The 22,068-nt window shown below is 61.1% G+C and carries 19 protein-coding genes, 1 tRNA gene and 1 riboswitch; of the genes, 4 read left to right on the forward strand and 16 right to left on the reverse strand.

Features of this window, described 5'->3' with window-relative positions:
• The first annotated feature begins 252 nt into the window (after positions 1–252).
• Positions 253–1,197, forward strand: a complete 945-nt coding sequence (locus tag AC1DX3_RS03490) for a Gfo/Idh/MocA family protein (RefSeq protein WP_476987840.1) — start codon at positions 253–255, stop codon at positions 1,195–1,197.
• 130 nt (positions 1,198–1,327) lie between these two features.
• On the opposite strand, the gene AC1DX3_RS03495 is transcribed toward AC1DX3_RS03490, so the two are convergent.
• The 7 genes from AC1DX3_RS03495 to glmU all read right to left on the reverse strand — a co-directional run bounded on the left by AC1DX3_RS03495 (position 1,328) and on the right by glmU (position 8,345).
• Positions 1,328–1,735, reverse strand: a complete 408-nt coding sequence (locus tag AC1DX3_RS03495) for a VOC family protein (RefSeq protein WP_476987841.1) — start codon at positions 1,733–1,735, stop codon at positions 1,328–1,330.
• Positions 1,732–2,046, reverse strand: coding sequence for a DUF6881 domain-containing protein (locus tag AC1DX3_RS03500; RefSeq protein ID WP_476987842.1), 315 nt, complete (start codon positions 2,044–2,046; stop codon positions 1,732–1,734). Before AC1DX3_RS03500 ends, AC1DX3_RS03495 begins: the two co-directional genes overlap by 4 nt.
• A 6-nt stretch (positions 2,047–2,052) precedes the next feature.
• Positions 2,053–3,426: a class II 3-deoxy-7-phosphoheptulonate synthase gene (locus AC1DX3_RS03505; protein WP_476987843.1), complete on the reverse strand. Its 1,374-nt coding sequence runs from the start codon at positions 3,424–3,426 to the stop codon at positions 2,053–2,055.
• 93 nt (positions 3,427–3,519) lie between these two features.
• Positions 3,520–4,860 (reverse strand): O-antigen ligase family protein, encoded by a 1,341-nt coding sequence (locus AC1DX3_RS03510; protein WP_476987844.1) that lies wholly within the window; start codon positions 4,858–4,860, stop codon positions 3,520–3,522.
• A complete protein-coding gene (gene gorA / locus AC1DX3_RS03515) occupies positions 4,857–6,230 on the reverse strand; it encodes a glutathione-disulfide reductase (RefSeq protein WP_476987845.1) in 1,374 nt (457 codons plus the stop codon). Before gorA ends, AC1DX3_RS03510 begins: the two co-directional genes overlap by 4 nt.
• 61 nt (positions 6,231–6,291) lie before the next feature.
• Complete coding sequence (rpiA, locus tag AC1DX3_RS03520; protein WP_476987846.1) at positions 6,292–6,984, reverse strand: ribose-5-phosphate isomerase RpiA; 693 nt, start codon at positions 6,982–6,984, stop codon at positions 6,292–6,294.
• Positions 6,981–8,345 (reverse strand): bifunctional UDP-N-acetylglucosamine diphosphorylase/glucosamine-1-phosphate N-acetyltransferase GlmU, encoded by a 1,365-nt coding sequence (glmU, locus tag AC1DX3_RS03525; protein WP_476987847.1) that lies wholly within the window; start codon positions 8,343–8,345, stop codon positions 6,981–6,983. Before glmU ends, rpiA begins: the two co-directional genes overlap by 4 nt.
• Positions 8,346–8,424: 79 nt before the next feature.
• On the opposite strand from glmU, the gene AC1DX3_RS03530 reads away from it, so the two are divergent.
• The gene (locus AC1DX3_RS03530; protein ID WP_476987848.1) at positions 8,425–9,102 is read left to right on the forward strand and encodes an HAD-IA family hydrolase; all 678 of its coding nucleotides are present in this window, start codon (positions 8,425–8,427) and stop codon (positions 9,100–9,102) included.
• Between the two features lie 28 nt (positions 9,103–9,130).
• Here AC1DX3_RS03530 and AC1DX3_RS03535 read toward each other — a convergent pair whose 3' ends face one another.
• On the reverse strand, positions 9,131–10,861 hold the full coding sequence (locus AC1DX3_RS03535; RefSeq protein ID WP_476987849.1) for a hypothetical protein: 1,731 nt from the start codon (positions 10,859–10,861) through the stop codon (positions 9,131–9,133).
• Positions 10,862–11,031: 170 nt separating this feature from the next.
• Here AC1DX3_RS03535 and AC1DX3_RS03540 point away from each other — a divergent pair.
• A tRNA-Val gene (locus AC1DX3_RS03540) sits at positions 11,032–11,106 on the forward strand.
• Positions 11,107–11,160: 54 nt separating this feature from the next.
• Here the strand turns inward: AC1DX3_RS03540 and metE are convergent.
• From metE to AC1DX3_RS03580, 8 genes are all read right to left on the reverse strand, one after another.
• Entirely contained in the window at positions 11,161–13,503 is a 2,343-nt protein-coding gene (metE, locus tag AC1DX3_RS03545; protein WP_476988028.1) for a 5-methyltetrahydropteroyltriglutamate--homocysteine S-methyltransferase, read from the reverse strand.
• Positions 13,504–13,612: 109 nt separating this feature from the next.
• Positions 13,613–13,809: riboswitch (cobalamin riboswitch) on the reverse strand.
• Between the two features lie 56 nt (positions 13,810–13,865).
• Positions 13,866–14,423, reverse strand: a complete 558-nt coding sequence (locus AC1DX3_RS03550) for a YceI family protein (RefSeq protein ID WP_476987850.1) — start codon at positions 14,421–14,423, stop codon at positions 13,866–13,868.
• Positions 14,424–14,474: 51 nt separating this feature from the next.
• On the reverse strand, positions 14,475–15,167 hold the full coding sequence (locus tag AC1DX3_RS03555) for a TorF family putative porin (RefSeq protein ID WP_476987851.1): 693 nt from the start codon (positions 15,165–15,167) through the stop codon (positions 14,475–14,477).
• Complete coding sequence (locus AC1DX3_RS03560; protein WP_476987852.1) at positions 15,168–16,457, reverse strand: S8 family peptidase; 1,290 nt, start codon at positions 16,455–16,457, stop codon at positions 15,168–15,170.
• Positions 16,454–17,116 (reverse strand): zf-HC2 domain-containing protein, encoded by a 663-nt coding sequence (locus AC1DX3_RS03565; protein WP_476987853.1) that lies wholly within the window; start codon positions 17,114–17,116, stop codon positions 16,454–16,456. Before AC1DX3_RS03565 ends, AC1DX3_RS03560 begins: the two co-directional genes overlap by 4 nt.
• A gap of 7 nt (positions 17,117–17,123) precedes the next feature.
• Positions 17,124–17,714 carry an RNA polymerase sigma factor gene (locus tag AC1DX3_RS03570; RefSeq protein WP_476987854.1) on the reverse strand — a complete coding sequence of 197 codons (591 nt, stop codon included), beginning with the start codon at positions 17,712–17,714 and terminating at the stop codon, positions 17,124–17,126.
• Positions 17,715–17,902: 188 nt separating this feature from the next.
• A complete protein-coding gene (locus tag AC1DX3_RS03575) occupies positions 17,903–19,096 on the reverse strand; it encodes a TIGR03118 family protein (protein WP_476987855.1) in 1,194 nt (397 codons plus the stop codon).
• Positions 19,097–19,195: 99 nt separating this feature from the next.
• Positions 19,196–21,007, reverse strand: coding sequence for a monovalent cation:proton antiporter-2 (CPA2) family protein (locus AC1DX3_RS03580; protein WP_476987856.1), 1,812 nt, complete (start codon positions 21,005–21,007; stop codon positions 19,196–19,198).
• A gap of 107 nt (positions 21,008–21,114) precedes the next feature.
• Here AC1DX3_RS03580 and AC1DX3_RS03585 point away from each other — a divergent pair, with 107 nt between their 5' ends.
• The gene (locus tag AC1DX3_RS03585) at positions 21,115–22,047 is read left to right on the forward strand and encodes a glycoside hydrolase family 16 protein (protein WP_476987857.1); all 933 of its coding nucleotides are present in this window, start codon (positions 21,115–21,117) and stop codon (positions 22,045–22,047) included.
• The last annotated feature ends 21 nt before the right edge of the window (positions 22,048–22,068 follow it).

A 22,068-nucleotide genomic window follows, 5' to 3' on the forward strand; every position in this document is an offset into this window, starting at 1 on the left:
TCAAATTCTCCGAAAGTACGCGCCAAATCTCAGATGAAATTTGGTTAGGCCAAGCCGCCCCGCCGTCGCCATAACGACGAGCCGTCAGCGGCTAAGCTCTAAAAAACCCGCCGCTTTTAACGCAAATGCGAAGGCGCACAAAGGTAATATTGCGTCGATCACGCGCCTTTGCACAGTTTAGGTTGTGAAGGCGTATTCCTTTTTGGTGGCGAAGCAGGTTAAACAGCCTGCGGCGGTAATTATGAGGGCCCCATGACGCAAATTTTGAAGGCCGGTGTCGCCGGCGCCGGCGTATTCGGTGGCTACCACGCCAACAAGTACAAGCAGGCTGACGGCATCGAGTTTGTTGGTATTTACGACCTCGACAAGGGCCGTGCCGAAGCCGCCGCCGCCATCCATGGCGTCAAGGCCTATGGCGGCGACGAACTCGACCTGTTCCTGGCGGATATCGATGTCGTCACCATCGCCACCCCTGCCTTTGCCCACGCCGATGTCGCCCTGAAGGCCCTGGAAGCCGGCGTTCACGTCTATTCGGAAAAGCCGCTGGCCGCGACGATCATCGATGGCGAGGCCATGGTCGACCTGGCCGACAGCAAGGGCCTTGTCCTCGCCTGCGGCCACCAGGAACGTGCCGTTTTCGAGGCCATGGGTCTCTATGACGTACCGGAAAAGCCCCTGCGCCTGGAAGCCGTACGCAACGGCACGGCGTCGACGCGCAATCTCGATGTCAGCGTCGTCCTCGACCTGATGATCCACGATCTCGACCTCGCCCTGACCCTGGCTGGCACCGAAGCGGGCGCCCTCGAAGCAACTGCGAAATACCGCGACGAGCCGGGCTACTCGGCCACCGGCGCCGACGAGGTCTCAAGCGACGTCACCTTCGAAAACGGCATGACCGCAACCTTTACATCGTCACGCATGGCAGAGGCGCGCGAACGCACCATGCGCATCGTCTATCCGTCGGGCGAGGTCTTTATCGACCTGCTCAATCGCAAATTCGAGAACAGCACGCCGTTTGCGCTGAATGCCGATTTCGCTGACGCCGCCATCGCCAAGGACCCCCTGGGCACCAGCGTCTTCCGCTTCCTCGACAAAGTCAGGAACTTGCGTGACCGCCCCCTGTGCATGGGCTCCGAAGCCTTGCTGGCCCTGACGCTTGCTCTGGCCATCGACGAAGCGGTCGCCGACGAAGGCTGAAAGTAAGAAAGGTTTATCCACAGATAAGCCAGATCAGCACAGATGGCGCTACGCGCCCGAGGATAGCCTGCGGCGCTTAGCGATGATCCTGAAATCTGTGCTGATCTGGCTTATCTGTGGATAAACCTACTTAGCGAAAGCTCAGCAGCCACTTCACACCGAACTTGTCAGTCAGACGTCCGATACGATCGCCCCAGAAGGCGTCATATATCGCCTGGTCCATGGTGCCGTCCTCAAGCAAGGCCCAGAACAGCCGTTCCAGTTCGTCATTGGATGAGCAAGCCACGCTGATCGAGAAATTGGTGCCGGCGACGAAATCGTCTCCCGGCAGGATGTCCGACGCCATCAGGTGAAACCCCGGCAGCGCCATTTCCGCATGCATGATGAGATCGGGTGATTGGTCGGCGCCGGCAATCTCTCCCGGCGGTGTCTCGCCGTAGGGTGTAAAGCCCGACGTCGTGCCGAACACCTTACCATAGAAGGTCATGGCTTCACGGCAACTGCCCTCGAAGTGAAGATAAACCGCTGTCTCTTTCATGATCTATCTTTCCAAAATCTGATCGCCGCTTGCCAGACGTCCTCGAATTCCTCACGGCTAATTTCGACAGATGGCGCTGCCCATGGAGGATAGTCTAGTTCCTTCGGCCAAGGCTTCTCGGCCAAACCGAAACCGACGGTTTCGCCGATGAACATGCCACCCCGTTCTATCTGAGCATCGGCATATGAGTAGCTGCCGTCGTGAAACTGAATCACGGTTCGAATATTGTACCGCGCTTCATCCAATTCCGAATAATGACAATTTACGGGACGTCCGTCGGCATCTTCACCCCAGACGTCCCGAATAAACATGGCGATCTAAGCCGCCTTGACCGCGTTTTGCTTCAGGCCATGCAGCCGTTCAGCGACCAGGAAGGATAGCTCCAAAGCCTGGTCGGCATTGAGCCGTGGGTCGCAGTGCGTGTGGTAACGATCGCGCAGATCCTCTTCCGACAAGGCGAACGCCCCGCCCGTGCATTCGGTGACATTCTGCCCGGTCATTTCCAGGTGCATGCCGCCCGGGTGAACACCCTCGGCGCCGGCGATATCGACGAAGGAACGGACCTCGGCCAGGATGCGATCGAACGGACGCGTCTTGTAGCCATTGGCCGCCTTGACGACATTGCCGTGCATCGGGTCGATCGACCACACGACCGGCACGCCGTGCTTCTTCGTTGCCCTCATCAGCTTGGGCAAGCGTTCGGCGATCTTGTCGGAGCCGAAACGACCGATCAGGGTCAAACGGCCCGGAATGGCTTCCGGGTTCAGGGTGTCAATCAGGCGCAACAGGTCGTCGGGTTCCAGAGTCGGGCCGCACTTGACGCCGATCGGGTTCTTGATGCCCTTCATATAGTTGACGTGGGCGCCGTCCAGTTGCCGCGTGCGCTCACCGATCCATAACATGTGGGCCGAGGTGTCGTACCAATCGCCGGACGTTGAATCGACCCGCGTCATGGCCTGCTCGAAATTGAGCAGCAAGGCCTCATGCGAGGTGAAGACGTCGACGCTGCGGATCTGCGGATGGCTTTCAGGGGTCACGCCGATGGCCGACATGAAGCTCAGCGTTTCGGAGATCTTTTCCGCCAGGACACGGTAACGTTCCCCCTGGGGCGAGCCAGAAACAAAGCCCAGCGTCCACTTGTGGATATTGTACAGGTCGGCATAGCCACCATTGGCGAAGGCGCGCAGCAGATTCAGCGTCGACGCAGACTGATGATAGCCCTTGATCAGGCGCTGCGGATCGGGAATCCGCGAGTCCGGCGTGAAATCCATGCCGTTGATATTGTCGCCGCGATAGGACGGCAAGGTGACGCCGTCGATGGTTTCGACCGGCGAGGAACGCGGCTTGCCGAACTGACCGGCGATGCGCCCGACCTTGACGACCGGACGGCCGCCGGCAAACGTCAGGATGACGGCCATCTGCAGGATCAGGCGGAAGGTATCGCGAATATTATCGGCCGAAAATTCCTTGAAGCTTTCGGCGCAATCGCCGCCTTGCAACAGGAAGGCATTGCCGTTGGCGACATTGCCGAGCGCCGTCGTCAGGCGGCGCGCTTCACCGGCAAAAACCAGTGGCGGCAGATGCGACAGTTCGTCTTCGACCGCGGCCAGGGCCTGCGTATCCGGATAATCTGTCGGGATATGCATCGCCGGCAGTTCGCGCCAATCTTTCGGGGACCAAATCTTTTTCATCATCTCTATCTATGTACTCAAACAACGAACTTCAATTGTTATGCGGCAGCAATTCCCATACCACAATTGAAAAATGTCTGTAAATCCGGAGACTTATAGTTTAATTCGTAACTTCATCTCTTGGCGGGCGGCCTTGACGGCCATCATCATCACCGCTGCGGCGAATATGCCGACACAAAAATACCACGACCGCCACAACCCGTAGCTCACAGTGTTGATCAGAAAATAGGCCACGGCCTGGGCCATCAGATAGGGCCGCACGCGTTGGGCAAAGGTCATCTCGCGCGCTGCTGACGGCGCATCGTCCAGACCGCGCAGCTCGGTTTTGTCGGCGACCGCAACGGCGACGAAGTCGTCCTTCGTACCCATGCGCCAGAACAGGACGGCCCAGAAAACCGATACGAGAACCAAACCGGGAATGCCCAGTTCCAGCCAGGCCTGCAGCGACATGTTGTGCGGGTGATCGGGAATGATCGGCATAAAATTGCGCGACGATTCATAGCCCCAGCCCCACCACGGCTTCTCCAGGCTGCGCGCTACGGCGAAGGTCCAGATATCGATGCGTTGCGACCACGACGGCAGCAGGTCATCCTTGATGCGTACGGCCATTCCCGTCGTCATCAACCCGTAGATCAAGGCGGGGAACAGCAGCATAAAGGCCCCTGCCGCGACGGCTGCGACACGTTCCGGCGTCAGCCCGCGCAGGCTCCATTCGCGCGGCCAGTAACGCGCGGCGTAGAACACCATGGCCGACACCGCCAGCGCAATCAGTTGCGCATTGGTGTCGGTGACCCACGCCGCCGCTGCGATGGCCACGACCATGACGGCGATGAATTGCGGTCGGTCCCGCGCCATGCAGTAAATCGCCAACGGCCAGAACATCATCAGCAGGGCACAATTGCTGTTCGATACCTTGACCAGGGCCAGGTCCGGCCGTGTCGAGCGGAAGATATTGACATTCATCCAGTGGTGCAGCCCGGTTCGCGTCAGGGCTTCCACGATCAGCAGACCGGTAAAGATCAACATCAACCACAAAAACCACCGCATAACGGTCTTGGCGCGTTCGTCATCCAGCGATCGTGCCGCCAGCACGACGGCCCAACCCATGATCAGGATAAAGATCAGCGCGACATAGTAGTGCGGCGCCGTGACATAGGCCTGGGCGATCCCCATGCCTTTCAGGACAAACCCGACAAATTCGGAGCGCAAGAAGGCAAAGAGCACCACTGCCGCCGTTGCGCCGGCCACCCACGGAAAGGCCTTGATGTCACGCAGATGATAGAGCAGCGGAATGCCGGTCAGGAACAGAAGCGCCGGTATGCCCAGCGGCGTGAAATAGGCCGTCGGCAGGAAGACGGTCAAGGAGATCAGGAACCACCACAGGGTCCACTCGCTCTTGACCTTGGCCCATAGTTCCGGTTTTCCGGAACTCATAAACGTTTGTCCCGCAGGGTGACCAATTCTTCTGCGGCTGTCGGGTGAACGGCGCAGGTCGCGTCCCACTGCGCCTTGGTCAGTCCCGCCTTGACGGCAATGCCGGCCATCTGAATCAGCTCGCCGGCCTCGTGCCCGACGATGTGGACGCCCAGCACAACATCGCTCTTTGCGTCGACCACCAGCTTGGCGAAGAACCGGCTCTCGCCGCCGATAAAGGCGGTCTTCATGGTGCGGAACCTGGTCGAGTAGATGTCGTAGGCAATGCCCTTGGCCTTGGCCTCGTCCTCGCTCAGGCCGACCGTACCGATCTGCGGCTGCGAGAAGACGGCCGTCGGGATATTCTCATAGTCGAAGGCCGTCGGATTATCCTTGAAGGCCGTCTCGATAAAGGCGTGCGCCTCGCGAATGGCGACCGGCGTCAAATTCATCCGGTTGGTGACATCGCCTATGGCATAGATGTGCGGATGGATCGTGCGCGACAGGTTGTCGACCGGCACGGCGCCATGCACATCCGGCGTGATGCCGATAACATCGAGGCCCAGGCCTTCGGTCTTCGGCTTGCGGCCCGAGGCGTACAGCACCTCATGGGTCTCCATGGTCGTGCCGTCGTTGAGCGTGATGATCTTGATATCGCCGTGTTTAGCCAGCTTGATGGGATCGATCTGGGTGCGGACCTTGATGCCACGCAGCTTCATCTCAGACATCAGATGATCGCGCACCTCGTCGTCGAAACCGCGCAGGATCTTCTCACCGCGGTACAGCATGGTCACGTCGACACCAAGGCCATGCATGATCGCTGCGAATTCGACGGCAATATAGCCGCCGCCGACAATGGCCAGGGTCTTGGGCAGTTCCGGCAATTTGAACATCTCGTTCGATGTCAGCCCGTATTCGGTGACGCCCGGACAATGCTGCGGCAGGAACGGCCAGCCGCCGGTCGCGATCAAAATGGTCTTGGCCGTTACCTCGCGTTTGGTGCCGTCGGACGCGGTGACGACGATCGTATGCTCGTCCTTAAACGCGGCGTGGCCCATCAGGACCTCGGCGCCGGCGCGCGTCAGATTGCTGAGATAGATGCCCGACAGGCGGGTCAGTTCGGCCTGATTCTTGTCGCGGAAATGGTTCCAGTCGAAGGCGCCGGCATGGGCGTCCCAGCCGAACCCGCGGGCATATTCGATTTGTTCCGGAATTTCGGAAGCATAGACCATGAACTTCTTCGGCACGCAGCCGCGCAGCACGCAGGTGCCGCCCGGCCGGTCCTCTTCGGCGACGCCGACCTTCAGGCCCATATTGGCCGCCAGGCGCGCCGCGCGTACCCCGCCCGAGCCGGCGCCCATCACGAACAGATCATAGTCGAACTCAGCCATCGGCTCTTTCCTTCGCCGGTATAAGCCGGGCTCTAAATGTCTCTTACGGGTGCCAAACCTTTTACGGATGCAAGACCTTCACGCCGTTCTCGGTCCCCAACAAGGCCACCTCGGCCAGGTCGAGAAACAGCCCGTGATCGACGACGCCGGTCACCGACTTTAACGCCGCTGCCAGTCCCGCCGGTTCATGAATAGCCCCGCACGCCACGTCGAAGATAAGGTTGCCACCGTCGGTTATACAGTTGGCGCCATCCTTTTTACGCACTACCGGCATCATGGCGATATCGAACTCGGCCAGGACGTCGCAAATCCGATTGACCGTGCCCTTATAGGCGAACGGCTCGACCTCGATCGGCAAGGGAAACTTACCCAGGACCGGCACGTGCTTGCCGGCGTCGGCGATCACGACACAGGATTTCGCCTGCTCCCAGATCAGCTTTTCGCGCAGCAGAGCCCCGCCGCCACCCTTGATCAAGGCCAGCCCGTCGCCGATCTCGTCGGCGCCGTCGACGCAGACATCGAGCGTGCCGACGTCGTTGATATCGCGGATCACCAAACCCAGGCTTTGCGCCAATACCGTGGTCTGTACCGAGGTGGAAACCAGGGTCAGCTTCATGCCGTCCTTGACCGCTTCGGCGATCGCCTTGACGAACCACGCCGCCGTCGATCCGGTGCCCAGGCCGACCTTCATGCCGTCCTTGACATAGTCCATAGCGGCATAGCCCACCGCCTTCTTCTGTTCATCGGCTGTCATTTTTTCAAAGCCTCTTTTTCCGCCTTCTTGCGCGCCCGGAACGCCTTCGACCAGCCCTCTTTCTCGACCTGCTGCGAACGTTCGAACGCCAGGGCATCGGCGGGCACGTCGGCCGTGATGACCGAGCCGGAGCCCGTCATAGCGCCGTCACCGATGGTCACCGGCGCCACCAACGAGGTGTTGGAGCCGATAAAGGCGCGTTCGCCGATCACCGTCTTGTATTTGAAATAGCCGTCATAATTACAGAAGATGGTGCCCGCGCCGATATTGCTGCCGGCGCCGACGCTGCCGTCACCGAGATAGCTCAGGTGGTTGGCCTTGGCGCCCTCGCCGATAGTGACGTTCTTGACCTCGACGAAATTGCCGATATGGACGTCACGGCCGATATCGGCGCCTGGCCGCAGCCGCGCATAGGGACCGATCAGCGCGCCCTCGCCGACCTTGGCGCCTTCGAGATGCGAAAAGGCGCGAATAACGGCGCCCGTCGCCACGGTCACGCCCTCGGCAAAGACGACATTTTGTTCGATGATAACACCGGCCTCAACCTGGGTGTCCCAGGCGAAGAAGACCGTTTCCGGCGCAGGCATATGCACGCCGCTATCCATAAAGGCCTTTCGCGTCGCGTCCTGCCAGATGCGCTCAATTTGAGCCAGCTCCGACTGCGAGTTGGCGCCACCGACCAGGTCTTCTGGCGCCATGCAGACCCGTGGCTGCAAACCGCGCCCCTTGGCCAGGGCGACAATATCGGTCAGGTAATATTCCTGTTTCGAATTGTCGTTTTTGACTTCGCTCAACAGCGAGAACATCAGTTCGCGGTCGCAGGCGAGGATGCCGGAATTGCAGATATCGACGCGCAATTGCTCTTTCGAACACTCACGTGCCTCGACAATGGCCTCCAGTTTCTCGCCGTCGACGATCAGCCGGCCATAGGCGCCCGGCACCGCGGCGACAAAACCCAGCACCGCGACGTCGGCCCGTTCCGCCAGGGCAAAAACCGGCTCCAGAACCTCGGCGGAGGCCAACGGCGCGTCGGCATAAGTCACGATGACATCGCCGTTGAAGTCGCTCAGCGCCTCACGCGCCACATTGACGGCGTGCCCGGTCCCCTGAGGCGGATCCTGGACGACGATATTGCGCTCACCGACACGCTTAAGCGCCGTCTCACGCACGGCCGGGCTGTGATTGCCGACGACGACAATGATCCGCTCGCATCCCGCGGCCTGCGCCGCATCGATGGCGCGATCCAACATGGTGCGGCCGCCGATCTTGTGCAGCACCTTGGCCAGCGGCGATTTCATGCGCGTACCCTGACCGGCCGCCAAAATGACAGCAGCACGTTTGCGGGCGGTATTTTCAACCATCGTCGTGACTCATTTCATTTGCAGAAGAGGCCGATTTAGCCCAAAGCCTCCGTGAAACAAAGTCTATATGAGGGGCATTATGGATTTAAACGGCTATATTATCGCCTTCGATCTCGACGGCACCCTGGTCGACAGCGCGCCGGACATCATCGCTGCCCTCAACAAGGTCCTGGTGGAGCAGGGCATCAAGCCGTTCCACCTCGACGAAGCCCGCCCGATGATCGGCCGCGGCGCCATGGAATTGCTGCGCCGCGCCTTTGCATTGGCCGGCGTCCCCCTGCCCGCCGACCAGGAAAAGCCCCTGCTCAATCGTCTGCTCGAGCTCTATGAAAAAGACATCGACACCCTGACCCAACCCTATGAAGGCCTGAGCCGCGCGCTCGACACCCTGGAAAAGGCCGGCGCCCGCTTCGCCGTCTGCACCAACAAACCCAATTACCTGGCCCTCGAACTGCTGAAGAAGCTCAACCTCTTCGACCGCTTCGGCTCGGTCAAGGGCGCCGACGTCGTGCCTTATAAGAAGCCCGCCGCCGGTCACCTCAAGGCCTGTATCGACGAGATGCAGGGCGATATGCGCCGCGTCATCATGATCGGCGACAGCGAGACCGACTATTTGACAGCCAAAAACGCCGACGTGCCGTGCATCCTCTTCACTTTCGGCTACAGCGAACGCCCCTTGACCGAACTGACGCCCGACGCCCTGCTCGATCATTACGACCAGTTGCCGGCGGCCATCGCCGGCGCTTTGGGTCACTGATCTTGTGTCATTGATCTTGGGTCACTGATCAGGCTGCGTCGCTGCCGTCCCGGCGGGCTACTGTCTTGCTGAGGATGGCCTGGTAGAGGCGGTAATAGACCATGCGGTCGAAATGGTTGACCGTCTGGATCTCATCTTCGGACTCGATGAAATCCAGAATGTCGAGCGTCTCGACGTCGGGAAAGAGCGACAGCTTGTCCAGCACGCGGTTATAGCGCTCGCGCAGCGTATCCGGCCGCTTGTCCTGCCCCTTAAACGCCCAGCCGGAATTACTGCGGATCACGAAGATTTGGCCGCGCCCCCTCAACTTGCGCACGGCGTAGCGGACATTGGCTTCGAATATCCGCGGCGTGGCCGGGCCCAAAGCTTCGAACTCCCCTTCCAGCACCGCCAAAGCGCGCGTCTGTGCAGCCGTCAGCTTGCCGTCGCGCTTGGGCGCCAGGGCTTCGTGCGCCATCGGCACCACGATGCCGGTCGCCTTGTGACGGTATAGCGGCGCTGCGTGATCCATCCAGAAGCTGAGGATGATCAGATTGTTGGTACCCTCAAGCCGCAGGAGATCGGGCTCGAGGTCGGCCTGGATGTGCCCGATGGCCTCGAACGCCTTGCGGTAGCGTGGCGGAATGCGCACGCGGTCGACGACATTACGGAGGGTCTGGTGGTTCTCCGGCCGCACCATCATGGTGTTGCGCATGAAATTGTGCACGATCAGGCTGCGGTCGGCGTGGCGGGCGAAATAGTGGCCAAGCGCCGATTGGTCGCAGCCGCCGCGCGAGGCGAAGGTATCGAAGCGCACGGGTTCGACCGACTCTGGCTCCAGCACCGCTTCCGCCGTCGTCTCGAAGATCCAGTCGATCACTGTCTCGTCGCCGATGACGTCGCTCAGCACCTCGCCCGCGACCTCGAGCTGCGGCCGGCCCAGTTCGCGGTAGACCCAGGTTTCGATGCCCATATTGAGTGTGCGGCAGGAGAAACAGAAATGGTCCAGGATCATGCGTCCGTCTTCCAGATGCATGGCATAGAAACCGACATAGCCATAGTCGCCGTAATCATCCACGACGCGGACCAGGGCGGCGTTCGTCCGGCGGTGGCTCAGCAAGACCCCCAATTCCGCCCGCGCCGCCTCCGCGTCCTCGGGCAACCGCTTCTTGGTGAAATTGAGCTGGTTGGTGCGGTTGATCAATTCGATCGCCCGGTCGATCTGGCCGGCGACATCGTGGTCGAAGACGACACGAATATGGCTGTTGCGCAAGAAGGCGTGGTTGTCGCCGCCGGCCCGGGCCTGGTCGTGCTGCTTGCTTTCCAGCAATTTGTATTGCTTCAGCCGCGTCAGCTCGCGGTCGTCCTTGCCGGTGAACCGCGGCGAATCCAGCATATCCGCGATAAAGGTTTCCGGCCGCACTTGGATGTCCGGTGCGAAATGCAGGGCCTCGTTGCGGTTCATCGGATTGTCGTCGATAAACATCACGCTTGCCGCGCGCAGCTGCGACCGCGCTATGATGTCGGCGATGCGCGGCCCCTTGGCGCTCCAGTCGATCGAGGCAAAGACGAAATAGTCCCAGATGCCGGTTTCTTCCAGAATCGGCCTGATCACCGCCATGTCGTTCTTGGAACATATGGCGCTCATGATGCCGCGCCGCGCCAGCTCGACGACGATATTGTGGTTGTCGTCGCTATAGCTGTGCCCGCCTTCGCTGAGGGTGCCCTGCCAGAAGGTTTCGTCCAGGTCCCAGATTACCAGCCGAACGGCCTCAGACATGTCATGCTCCTAGGTGACAGTGACCATGCGATAGGCGGGCTTCGGGCGTCAAGTCTCGATTGCCACCCACACACAAACCGGCGCTTTTCCGGGCCGGGACGACGCCGGCGAAAGAATCCGGCTTGCCACCCGCCGCGCGTCACGCTAATAGCTCGCCTCCCCACTGGATCGGACGCGTAGCTCAGCGGGAGAGCATTCGCTTCACACGCGAAGGGTCACAGGTTCAATCCCTGTCGCGTCCACCAGGGGCACAGCCCCTGGACCCATAACCCGGTAGAGTATACGGCATATCGCGGGGTTCATTCAACTCGTGCCCTTCCCCGCAGTTCGCGCGCGGCGGCGACCATATTGACCAGGGCCGGTTTCACATCCTCCCATTTGCGCGTTTTCAAACCGCAGTCGGGATTGATCCACAACTGATCGTCGGACAAACGCTGGCGCGCCAGTGACAGCAAATCGACCATATCGGCAACGTCGGGTACGCGCGGCGAATGGATGTCATAGACGCCCGGGCCGATGTCATTGGGATAGTCCTGCGTCTTGAAAACATCGAGCAACTCCATCTTCGAACGCGACGTCTCGATGGAGATGACATCGGCATCCATGGCGGCAATGGCGGGCAGGATGTCGTTGAATTCCGAATAGCACATATGGGTGTGGATCTGGGTTTGATCCGCCACGCCCGAAGCGCATAGCCGGAAGGCTTCGACCGCCCAATCGAGATAGGCCTGCCAATCGCCGTGATGCAGAGGCAAACCTTCACGCAAAGCCGCCTCGTCGATCTGGATCATGGCCGCGCCGGCGGCTTCCAAATCCTGCACCTCGTCGCGGATAGCCAGGGCAATCTGCCGGCAGGCCAGCGACCGCGGCACATCATCGCGCACGAACGACCAGTTCAAGATGGTCACCGGACCGGTCAACATGCCCTTGACCGGTTTTTCCGTCAGGGATTGCGCATATTGCCACCACGCCACGGTCATGGCGTTCGGACGATGGACATCACCGAACAGAACAGGCGGCCGTACGCAGCGCGAACCGTAGGATTGCACCCAACCATGTTTGGTAAAGGCAAACCCGGCCAGCTGCTCGCCGAAATATTGCACCATGTCATTGCGTTCGAACTCGCCGTGAACCAGCACATCGAGACCGATCTCCTCCTGCCAGCGGATGGCGCGTACCGTTTCGTCCTTCAGGAAGGCGTCATATTGCGCCGGCGTCAGTTGCCCCTTGGCGTGGGCCGAACGTGCCTGGCGCACCTCGGCGGTTTGCGGAAACGACCCGATCGTCGTGGTCGGAAAAGCCGGCAGAGCGAAGCGCCCGCGCTGAATCTCCGCACGCACCTTGAACGGGCTTAGGCGATGGGCGTGCGCTTCGGTAATCCCGGCCAGACGGGCGGTAACCTCGGGATTGTGGACCTTGGGCGATACCTTGCGCAGGACGGCGGCCGAAACCGAGGCATCCAGTTGCGCCTTGACGGTCTCTCTCCCCTCGCCCAATCCCCTGGCGACGACGGCCAGTTCCGTCATTTTTTGCAGCGAAAAAGCCAGCCAGGATTTCACATCCGGATCGAGCTCGGTTTCCAGGTCGAGATCGATCGGCGTGTGCAGCAGGGAGCATGAAGGCGCGATTTGGAACCTGTGGCGGCCATGGGCGGTAATTACCGGATCCAGACGATCGAGTACTGCGCGCAGGTCGGCTCGCCAGATATTGCGGCCATCGATGCCCCCCAGAGACAGGACCAAGTCTTTTGGCGCCTTGGCCACAACGGTGTCCAATTGTTCCGGGGCACGGACCAGGTCGATATGCAGGCCGGCCACCGGCAAGGCGGCCGCCACATCGAGATTATCGCCCAGCCCGCCGAAATAGCTGGCCACCAGTATCTTGATCTCCGGCACCTCCGTCGCGAACCGGGCATAGGCCTTGCTCAGCGCGGCGGCTGTCGCGACATCGGCGTCGAGCGCCAACACCGGCTCGTCGATTTGCACCCAGTCGGCGCCGGCCGCCGCCAAGCGTTTCAGGATATCGACATAGACGGGGATCAGGGCATCGATCAGCGATACCGGCTCGAAACCGGCTTCGCGGCTTTTGCCGAGGCGGAGATAGGTCACCGGCCCGACCAGGACCGGCCGCGTATGATAACCCAGGGCCTTGGCCTCAAGGAATTCCTCGACGGGCTTCACTGACGATAGCTTGAAGGTCTGATCGCGTGAAAACTCCGGCACCATGTAGTGATAATTGGTGTCGAACCACTTGGTCATTTCCTGCGCTTGTACGCCATGGCCGTGGTGCCGAGTACAGCCGTGGTCACAGGCTTCGTTATGGACATCGGCCTGAGAGCCCCGCGCCATCGCAAAATAGGTATCAAGCGATACCTCGCCGCCGGTCCAGCCGTAGATATCAGGAATGGCGCCGACCATGACGCTGGTATCCAAAACCTGATCATACAGCGAAAAGTCGTTGGACGGGATGATGGTAACATCGTGCGCCTCTTGCCGCGCCCAGTTGCGGGCGCGCAGGTCGCGGGCCGTCTGACGCAGCATCGCTTCGTCGGACTTGCCCGACCAATAGCTTTCGAGGGCGAATTTCAGTTCACGCTTGAGGCCGATACGCGGCGTTCCCAAGGTGGCAACAGGCAGAGACAAATTTGACAAGGCTAGCCCCGAAAAAGAAGGCGGGGTTCAGAGACACGCGGCCGCTATCCGGCAGAAGGCGGCCGGAAGGCTTACGCATGGCCGCGGCGCCCCGCCCGGCATGGATATGAGGTCGATGGCAGGTCTCCTGGCTCACGGGTCAAAGCCTCCGTCCGCCTTCTCGGAGTCGCCTCCAATGGCACGCTTGAACGAAGGCTTACCGTCTACAGTTGCGGGGGCAGCGCCGGCGTCACACCGGCTTCCCTCTTAGCCGCCCACCAAAACCCGGTGCGCGGAACCACGACCATCGCTTTATAGGCGCGGCATTTTTGAGAGTCAATAAAGATATAAAGATATCTTTATATGATTATATGCTATGGATGCACCTCGGCGCGGATATGCAGGTCGATATCGTCGCTGATGAAAAGCTGGAACTTGTCGATGCCGAAATCACGGCGGTGGATGCGCGCCGTGGCGGTAAATTCCATACCCGTGCCGCCCTCTTGGTCAAAGACGACCGTCAGGATGACTGTGCGTGTGACGCCGTGCAAAGTCATGTCGCCCGTGACATTGGCTATCTTCTCGCCGGTCATCTCGATGCGTGTGCTGCGAAACGAGGCGCTGGGGTAATGCGCGGTGTCGAAATAATCTTCGCCCTGCAATTGCTCGTCGAACATGCCGACCCCGGTGCTGAGGGTCGTCATGTCGAGCGTAACATCCACGGCGCTGTCGTCGGGATGGCCAGGATCGAAGGTCAGGGTGCCGTCGACACCGGCGACGCGGCCGGTTGTATGGGCGACCCCGAACGCGCCGGTCGTGAAGGTCACAGACGTGGCCGCTTCGGCCAAGCGGTAGACGCCCGCTGCGTCCTGGGCACAGGCTGCCCCCGCCCAGACCATCATCATCGCTATCAAGATCGCCAGTCGCTTCATCTCAGCCTCCGGCGGATAAATACCGCCGCCCAGGGATCGGGTTCACATACCTCAAAAAAACGCCGTCGCCGTTACCAGCAGGCCGTCACCGTTGTCGATCGGCCGGTCCGGATAATCCGGCACCGGATTGGTCCGCGTCAACGCCATCTCGATCTCGTAGGTGCGCACGCTGACCGCGACACCCGCGCTGAAGTCATATCGCTCTTCGCGAAAGGGACCATTGAGCGGCGTCGCCACCCCGGCATGGGCGAAGGCGCGCCAATGGGTCGACAGTCTGCGCCCGCCGCTGAGATCGACATAGAGGTTATCCCAATTCCGGCCGAAATAATGCGGCGCATAGGACAGCCTGAGACTGATATGTTCGCCCACGACGCCCGCATAGACCTCAGTGAAATCGTAACTATAGCGGCCGTGGACATGCATATTGGTAGCGCCCACCTCCCAGGCCGGTCCCTTTTCCGGCCGCACGACATAGCCGGCATAATCGACATAGCCCAGAAGCCTGAGCCCGCGATTGTCGTCATCGGCGCCGATAAGCGACAGACCGGCATAGGCGCCGCTTCTATGGTCGTAAGACAGATTCAGGCGCACGTCCGGCTGACCGTGGCTGAGCGACAGGCCGCGAAAGCGATAATCGGACTCGGCGCTGGCGCTGAACGCCAGCTGGGCATGAACGGGCGCCGCCCCTGCGACCAGGAGCGCGGGGAAGAGAACCAAGCCGATATGCGACCGCCGAAGACGCATCTAAGGGCGCGCCCGGGAGGCCGAATTTGACGTCGAGGTCTGAGCTAGGCTGTGCGATGCGCCACAGGTGTCGGATTTGGTCGTGGATTCAGCTACCCGCAAAAGCGACGCGCAGGGGTCGATCGCATCGCTCCCCTGCACGGTGATTAAGGATGACGCCGTTTGCGCCCCTGAACTTCGTTCCCGCAGAAGTGCGAAAAGCCCACTGACATGGGCCGCGGCATAGGAACTACCATTGACGAAGAACCAGTTGCCGCCGGGCTGGGTGGTCGGAATATCGTGGCCCGGAGCCCCGAAGACGTGGCGGCCGGGTGGCCCGCCCTCGTCCACTACCGCGATCACGCCGGTGTGCGAGGCCGGAAAGCCTCCGTCGGCCTGGCCGGGGTCGACCGCACCAACGACGGTGATGCCGCGCGACTGCGCCAGGTCGATCAGCCGCGCCAATAGCGGAGCCGACGGTCCGCTCAGACTCATATTGATAACGTCCGCGTTATGATCGACGGCGAAATAGAGCGCCTTGGCCAGGCTGAGCGTGTCGCAGACCGTTGAACTCGCGCTCTCCTGCCAGCACGCCCGCAGGCCCATCAGCCTGGCGCGCGGCGCCACGCCGACAATACCCTGCCCGTTACCGCCGAGGGCAGCGATAATGCCGGCGACACCTGTCCCATGTATTTCCGCCTGGGCCGGCCGGCCGATGACAAAATCCTCGCTCAGCATGACCTGACCGGCCAGATCCGGGTGCTGGCGCTCGATGGCGCTGTCGATGACGGCAATGCGGATATTGCGGCCGGTCGCCATGCGATGCAGGGCGTCGAGTCGCCATTCCTTGGCATCCGGCTGAACAGGGTACAGAGGATCCGCACCGGTCGGGTTCGGGGCTGTGGCCCCTTGCGTGCGATAGGTGCGCATCGGCTCGGCCCAGGCAATCGCCGGATCGCGTGACAAGACGGCGGCGGCGTCCTCGACCGTCCGTTCCGGGGGCACTTCCATAATGTAGCAATCCAGCCCGATCATCGGCATGGGCCAGTCGTCGACCAGCCGCAATCCATTGGCCTTGGCCAACTTCTGCGCAACACGATGGCGTGCCCCACGGCCGTCCCCGCCGCCATAGCTGCCGCCATAGCCGGCGCCAGGACTGTAATGCTCCGCCGGCAGGCGCAGCATGACCAGTATCTGATGACTGGGATCAGAAACGGGCGCGGCTTCCGCCGGCACAGCCAGCATGGGCGCCGCCAACATCATCAGCAGAACCATTACATAACGCAACAAACGGGAACAACCTTGGCTCACGGAGCGTCTCCGGCATCGACCGGTTCGGCAAGGACGATTGCGCGATCACCGCGCAATCGGGTCACGGCTGCATCGCGATCGCCGGCGGGCACACTCAAAAGGTAGGCGTCGGCCGCCGTCGGTCCATCGACCATGCGGGCATGGTTGTCGCGCAGGGCCTGGCGCAGATCGCGTTCGCTGACCTCGGGCCGGAAGACGACGACGATATTGCCGGCGACCGCAACCGGCTTGGCGCCCAATGCATGATATTGGGGTTGCGGTTGCGCCGGGCGCGTCGCCTGCCAGCCGAAGACACCGACGCCGATGAACAGCAGGCTAAATTGTGCTGCCACCGCCCAACGCAGCCATGGCGCACTGGCCCGCCATTGCTGGTCGATGCGGCTCAGTTGACCTGGGCGTTGCGGCGCCGATGCCATCTGTTCACGCAAGGCTGCCCAACCGCTGTCGATGTGCCCGGCCTTGTCCTCGGGGAGGTCCGCGACCTCGGCTTGTAAATGGCGCTCGGCGGCAAGGTCGGCCTGGCATTGTACACAGGTCTTGAGATGGAGATCGACACGCGCCTTTTCCTCGTCGTCAAGACGGCCGGTCACGTACCACGGCAAAAGCATGCTGACCTCGTCGTGGAGGTCGCCGTGCAGGGGGATGATGCGTCCTGTCATGTCCGCCTCACAACCAGTCGACCAGCTGACCTGCCAGCCGGGACCTCAGGTTCCGGCGGGCATGGTACATCCGGGTCTTTATGGTGTCCACCGGACAGTCCATGATCTCCGCGATCTCGCGATAGCCCATCTCGTGAAAATAGGCGAGATCGACCACGGTTCTGTGATCGCGGGTCAGGTCATCGAGCGCCTCGGCCAGGGCCGCCCGCGTCTGGCTTTGCCCCAGCAACTGTTCGGGGCCTGCCTCGCCACTGGGACGCTTTTCGGCGAATGTGTCTTCCATGGGTTCATCCAATTTGCGCAGCGCCTTGAGCGCCTTGCGATAAGCGATGGCAAATATCCAGGTCGAAACCTTGCTGCCGCCGTTGAAGCTGTCGGCGCGGTTCCACACCACCATCAAGGTGTCATTGAGCACTTCTTCGACCATCACCGGGCGCCGCAGCATGCGCATCAGGAAGTGCGATAAACGCGAATGATAGGTGCGGTACAAAGTCTCGAAAGCACGCAGGTCGCCCAGGCGAACAGCTTCGATCAGCCGGACATCGTCCTGCGCCATCGTGGTCCCTCGCTTGCCGCCCGTTTCCTGCCTCGTCAGCATGCCGCCTCCTTTAAGAGGAGTATATGCCCGGAGGTGGCGAAAAGGTTCATCGCGATTCCAATTTTTTGAAAAAAACTCACCCTTCCCGGGGCTGCTCGGGAAGGGTGAGGACGCGTGAAGACGGCGTTCGTCCGGGGGGCTTGACGCCGCTTCACAAGTACAGGCGATTTATTGCCACGACACCTCGGTTACTGGGCGACAATGCTACCGAAGGCGCCGTGGGTCTCATCGCCTGGACCGGCAGCGTAGTAGAGGGTATTGGCCGACAAATTGTGCTGGCCGTTGCCGAAAGCTATGCCCCACAGGCCGGGGACAACGATGGCGGTGCCGGCCGCATCCTTGACCGTGCCGACCATGGTTCCGGTCGCCGGGTCGTAGACATTGATGGTACCGTCGCCGAAATTGCCCACCAGTAAGTCATTGGCGAACATGCCGAAACCGGCCGGCGCCATGGCCATGCCCCACGGCGCGTTGAGCGAACCACCGCTGATCAGGCGTTTCACCAGGGTGCCGTCGGCGTCGAAAATATCGACATAGCCGAGGCCGGCGCCCGCCATTTCTTCACCGGTCGCCGGGTCAACCTTGGCATAGGCGACATAGACCTGGCCGCCCATGGCCTGGACGTTGAACGGCGCATAACCTGCCGGCAAGGTGGGGTCTGTAAAGCCGCCGGCGACGGCGATCTTGTCGAAAGTGCCGTTGAAGACATCGATGCGCGCATTATGGAAATCGGCGGCATAGAGGCGGTTGACCGTGCCGTTCAAGATGGCAAGACCGGTATAGACCGCGCCACCGGCGCTGCCGTCATAGACCGTGAAGGCATTATTGGCGTCGACGTCGGGCGACCAGGCGGCGATGGTGCCGCCGATGGTGTCGAAGATAAACAGGCTGACACCGCTGAGCGGTCCACCATAGACGCCGCCGCCTCCGCCGCCACCATTATCGAGTACGAAGCTGGCGCCGGCATTGTAGACCACCCCGGTCGGCAGGGCCAAACCACCCGCCCCGGCGGGAATACTCACCACCGGTGCCTGCAACACGCCGGCGCCATCATAGAGCGTCGATTTCGAAGTGCCGTTGTCGGCCACCCAGGCGTAGCCCGCGGGATTGAAGGCCAGCCCCCAGCCATTGACCAGATTGGCGTCGGTGTGAGCGCCGGCGCCGGCCTGGTCGGAGGTCAGGATGCTGGCCGAAAAGGCGCTGGCTGCGCTGCTGGAGCTTGAACTACTGGAGCTGGATGACGAGCCGCCACCTCCGCCATAGCCACCACCACCACTGCCGCCGCCATAACCGCCACCACAGGCCGCCAGGGCCACCAGGCCGACAGCCATGGTCGCGCCGGCGATCGCCTTGTTCCTCGTCATGCCACGCCACGTTTTCATGAACATTCTCCACCATCAGACCGGCGTATCGCCGTCGCTGAATGAATGCCCGCGGACGGGAGAAGCGTTCATGGCCGAAGAAAAAAAGCTTCGAAAAAATTAGCCGTCCTGCTTATCTTCGCGCAGGATGCCTTCCAGCTCCTCGCGGCTCAGCTTGGCGAAACTGATCATGTCCGGTTCGCTTTCGAAGAATTCGAAGGACTTTTTCAGGGTGGCGATGTCATGGGCGCGGAATTTCTTGGCCTTTCGGTCCATGTCGGCCTTGCTGTGGCCCATGGCGATCATGGCGTCGTGGGCCAGGGTCAGTGACGAGTCGAGTGTTTCGCGGTGGTAATAATCGACGCCGGCGCGATGCAGTTCGTAGGCATGGCGCCGGTTGCGCGCCCGGGCAAAGACCTTGAGCTTAGGGAAGTTGGCCTTGGCCTGTTTGACGATGTCGACCGCGGCGTCGGCGTCGTCTATGGCGACGATCAGCATGCTGGCTTCGTGGATGCCGGCACTGCGCAGCAGATCCATGCGCGTCGCATCACCGAAATAGGCCTTGAAACCGAAACGGCCGACGGCTTCGACCTGATCGGGGCTTTTCTCCAGCACGGTGACTTTCACACCCTGGGACAGCATGAAACGGCCGACGATCTGACCGAAACGGCCGAAGCCGGCGATAATGACCGGGTTGTGCTCGCTGATCGTATCGTAGTCGCGTTCCGGCAGCCGGCTCATAAATTGCGGCAGGATGAATTTGCCATAGAGCGCGATCAGGATCGGTGTGAAGGCGATCGACAGGGCGACCAGCAGGATGAGGAACTTCTGCGTCTCCGGATCGATGATCTTAAGCCCGCCGATCAGTTGCAGCAGGACGAAGGCGAACTCACCACCCTGACTTAGCCCGAAGGCGAGCCCTAAGCCCGGCGCGTTATCGAGACCGAACCATCGCCCAAGTCCCCACAGGATAACGGCCTTGACCGCCATGACGGCCAAAACCGCGCCGATCAGCCCAAACGGGTTTTGCCACAGGACGGTAAAGTCCATGCCCATGCCGACCGAGATAAAGAACAAGCCGAGCAGCAGGCCCTTGAACGGCTCGATATCGGTTTCGATCGTGCGCCGGTATTCCGAGTTGGCCAAAACCACGCCGGCAATAAAGGCGCCCAAGGCGGGGGATACGCCCACCAGTTCCATCAGCACGGTGACGCCGATAACCAGGGCCAACGAGGTTGCGGTGAAGATTTCGCGCAGATTCGCCTTGGCGATTATTTGGAAGACATAGCGCGACAAATAACGGCCGGACAGAATCACCAGGGCGATAACCGCCACAATCGCGACCGGTTGCAGCCACATTGGCCAATTGGCGATCATGCTGGTTGTCTCGCCCACCGGAGCAGCGGCGGATCCCAGCATGCCGGCCAGCAGCGGGATGATAATCAAGACCGGAATGACCGCCATGTCCTGGAACAGGAGGACCGCGAACGAGGTCTCACCAACCACGGAATGGGTGAGGTTCTTCTCACGCAGCATCTGGAGGACCAGGGCCGTCGACGACATGGCCAGGGCCATGCCGACGGCCAGGGACGCCTGCCAGCTATGGCCCAGAACGACACCCAGAACCATGAGCGCCGCGGAGGTCACGGTCACCTGCAGCCCGCCCAGGCCGACGATCAGACGCCGCAGCCGCCATAGAATCGCCGGCTCCAGTTCCATGCCGATCAGGAACATCATCATAATGACGCCGAATTCGGCAAAATGCATGATCTTGTCGGCTTGCCCGATCAAGGCCAGGCCGAACGGGCCAATGATGATACCGGCAATAAGATACCCCAGGACCGAGCCCAGTTTGAAGCGCTGGGCCAGCGGCACGACGAAGCAGCCTGCCACCAAAAAGACAAACACATTGAGAAGAAATTTGATGTCCATGACACTATTCCGCCGGGGCCGGCTGCTAAGGTTGGCCGCTAAGTTGGAGAAGGCATTACACTATGACAAGAGACGATTGCAGATTTTCGGGGCCAATATTGCGCGCCATGGGCGTTTTCGCGGTATGCCTCCTTGCAACCGCCTGCTCAAAATCGGAATCGACCTCAGACACCATCAAACACGACGCCGCGTCCCTTGTCGCGCCTGCCGGCCAGATGTCATCCGCCGCGGTATCGGCGGCGGTTTCGGTCCTGGCGTCACCGGCCGCTGCGGCGGACGCCGAATCCGGCTATGGCGCCCCGGGACCAGCCGGCTACCGCCTGGTGTGGTCGGATGAATTCAACGGAGACGGGCTGCCGTCGCCGGCCAAATGGGACTACGACACCAGCCGCAATGGCTCGGGCTGGGGAAGCGGTCAATTGCAATATTACAGCCGTGACCGGCCGCAAAATGCCCGGGTCGAAGACGGAAATCTCATCATCCTGGCGCGCAAGGAAAACACGGCGTCCCTGCCGAATTCCAACGGCCAATTATATAGTTCGGCACGACTGGTCACGCGTGGCCGGGCAGAATGGACCTACGGCTTCTTCGATATCCGCGCCAAGATACCGTGCGGCGAAGGTATCTGGCCTGCCATCTGGATGCTGCCGGCGGGATCGCATCGGACGGCGGAGATCGACATCATGCAGTCCGACGGCTTTACCAATGCCCGCATCAACGGCGCCCTGCACTCCCCCCACACCCAGCGCGACCGTATCCATCAAGGCGGCGATATCACCGTCGGTGGGTTGTGCAACAGTTTCCACAATTACCAGGCCGAATGGACGCCCGACAGGATCACCCTGATGGTCGACGGCGATCCCTATTACCACCTCAGTCGTCCCGGCCGCGACGACCGCGCCTACTGGCCGTTTACGGGAGCGGAATATCTGATCCTCAACATCTCGGTCGGTGGTCAGGGGACTTCGGCCCGCGATGTCGATCCGGACGACATGCCCGCCCAAATGCTGGTCGATTACGTTCGCGTGTACCAGAAATAGTCAGCCTTGCCGCCTACCGGC

It is taken from the genome of Asticcacaulis sp. P2_B1, assembly GCF_056404915.1.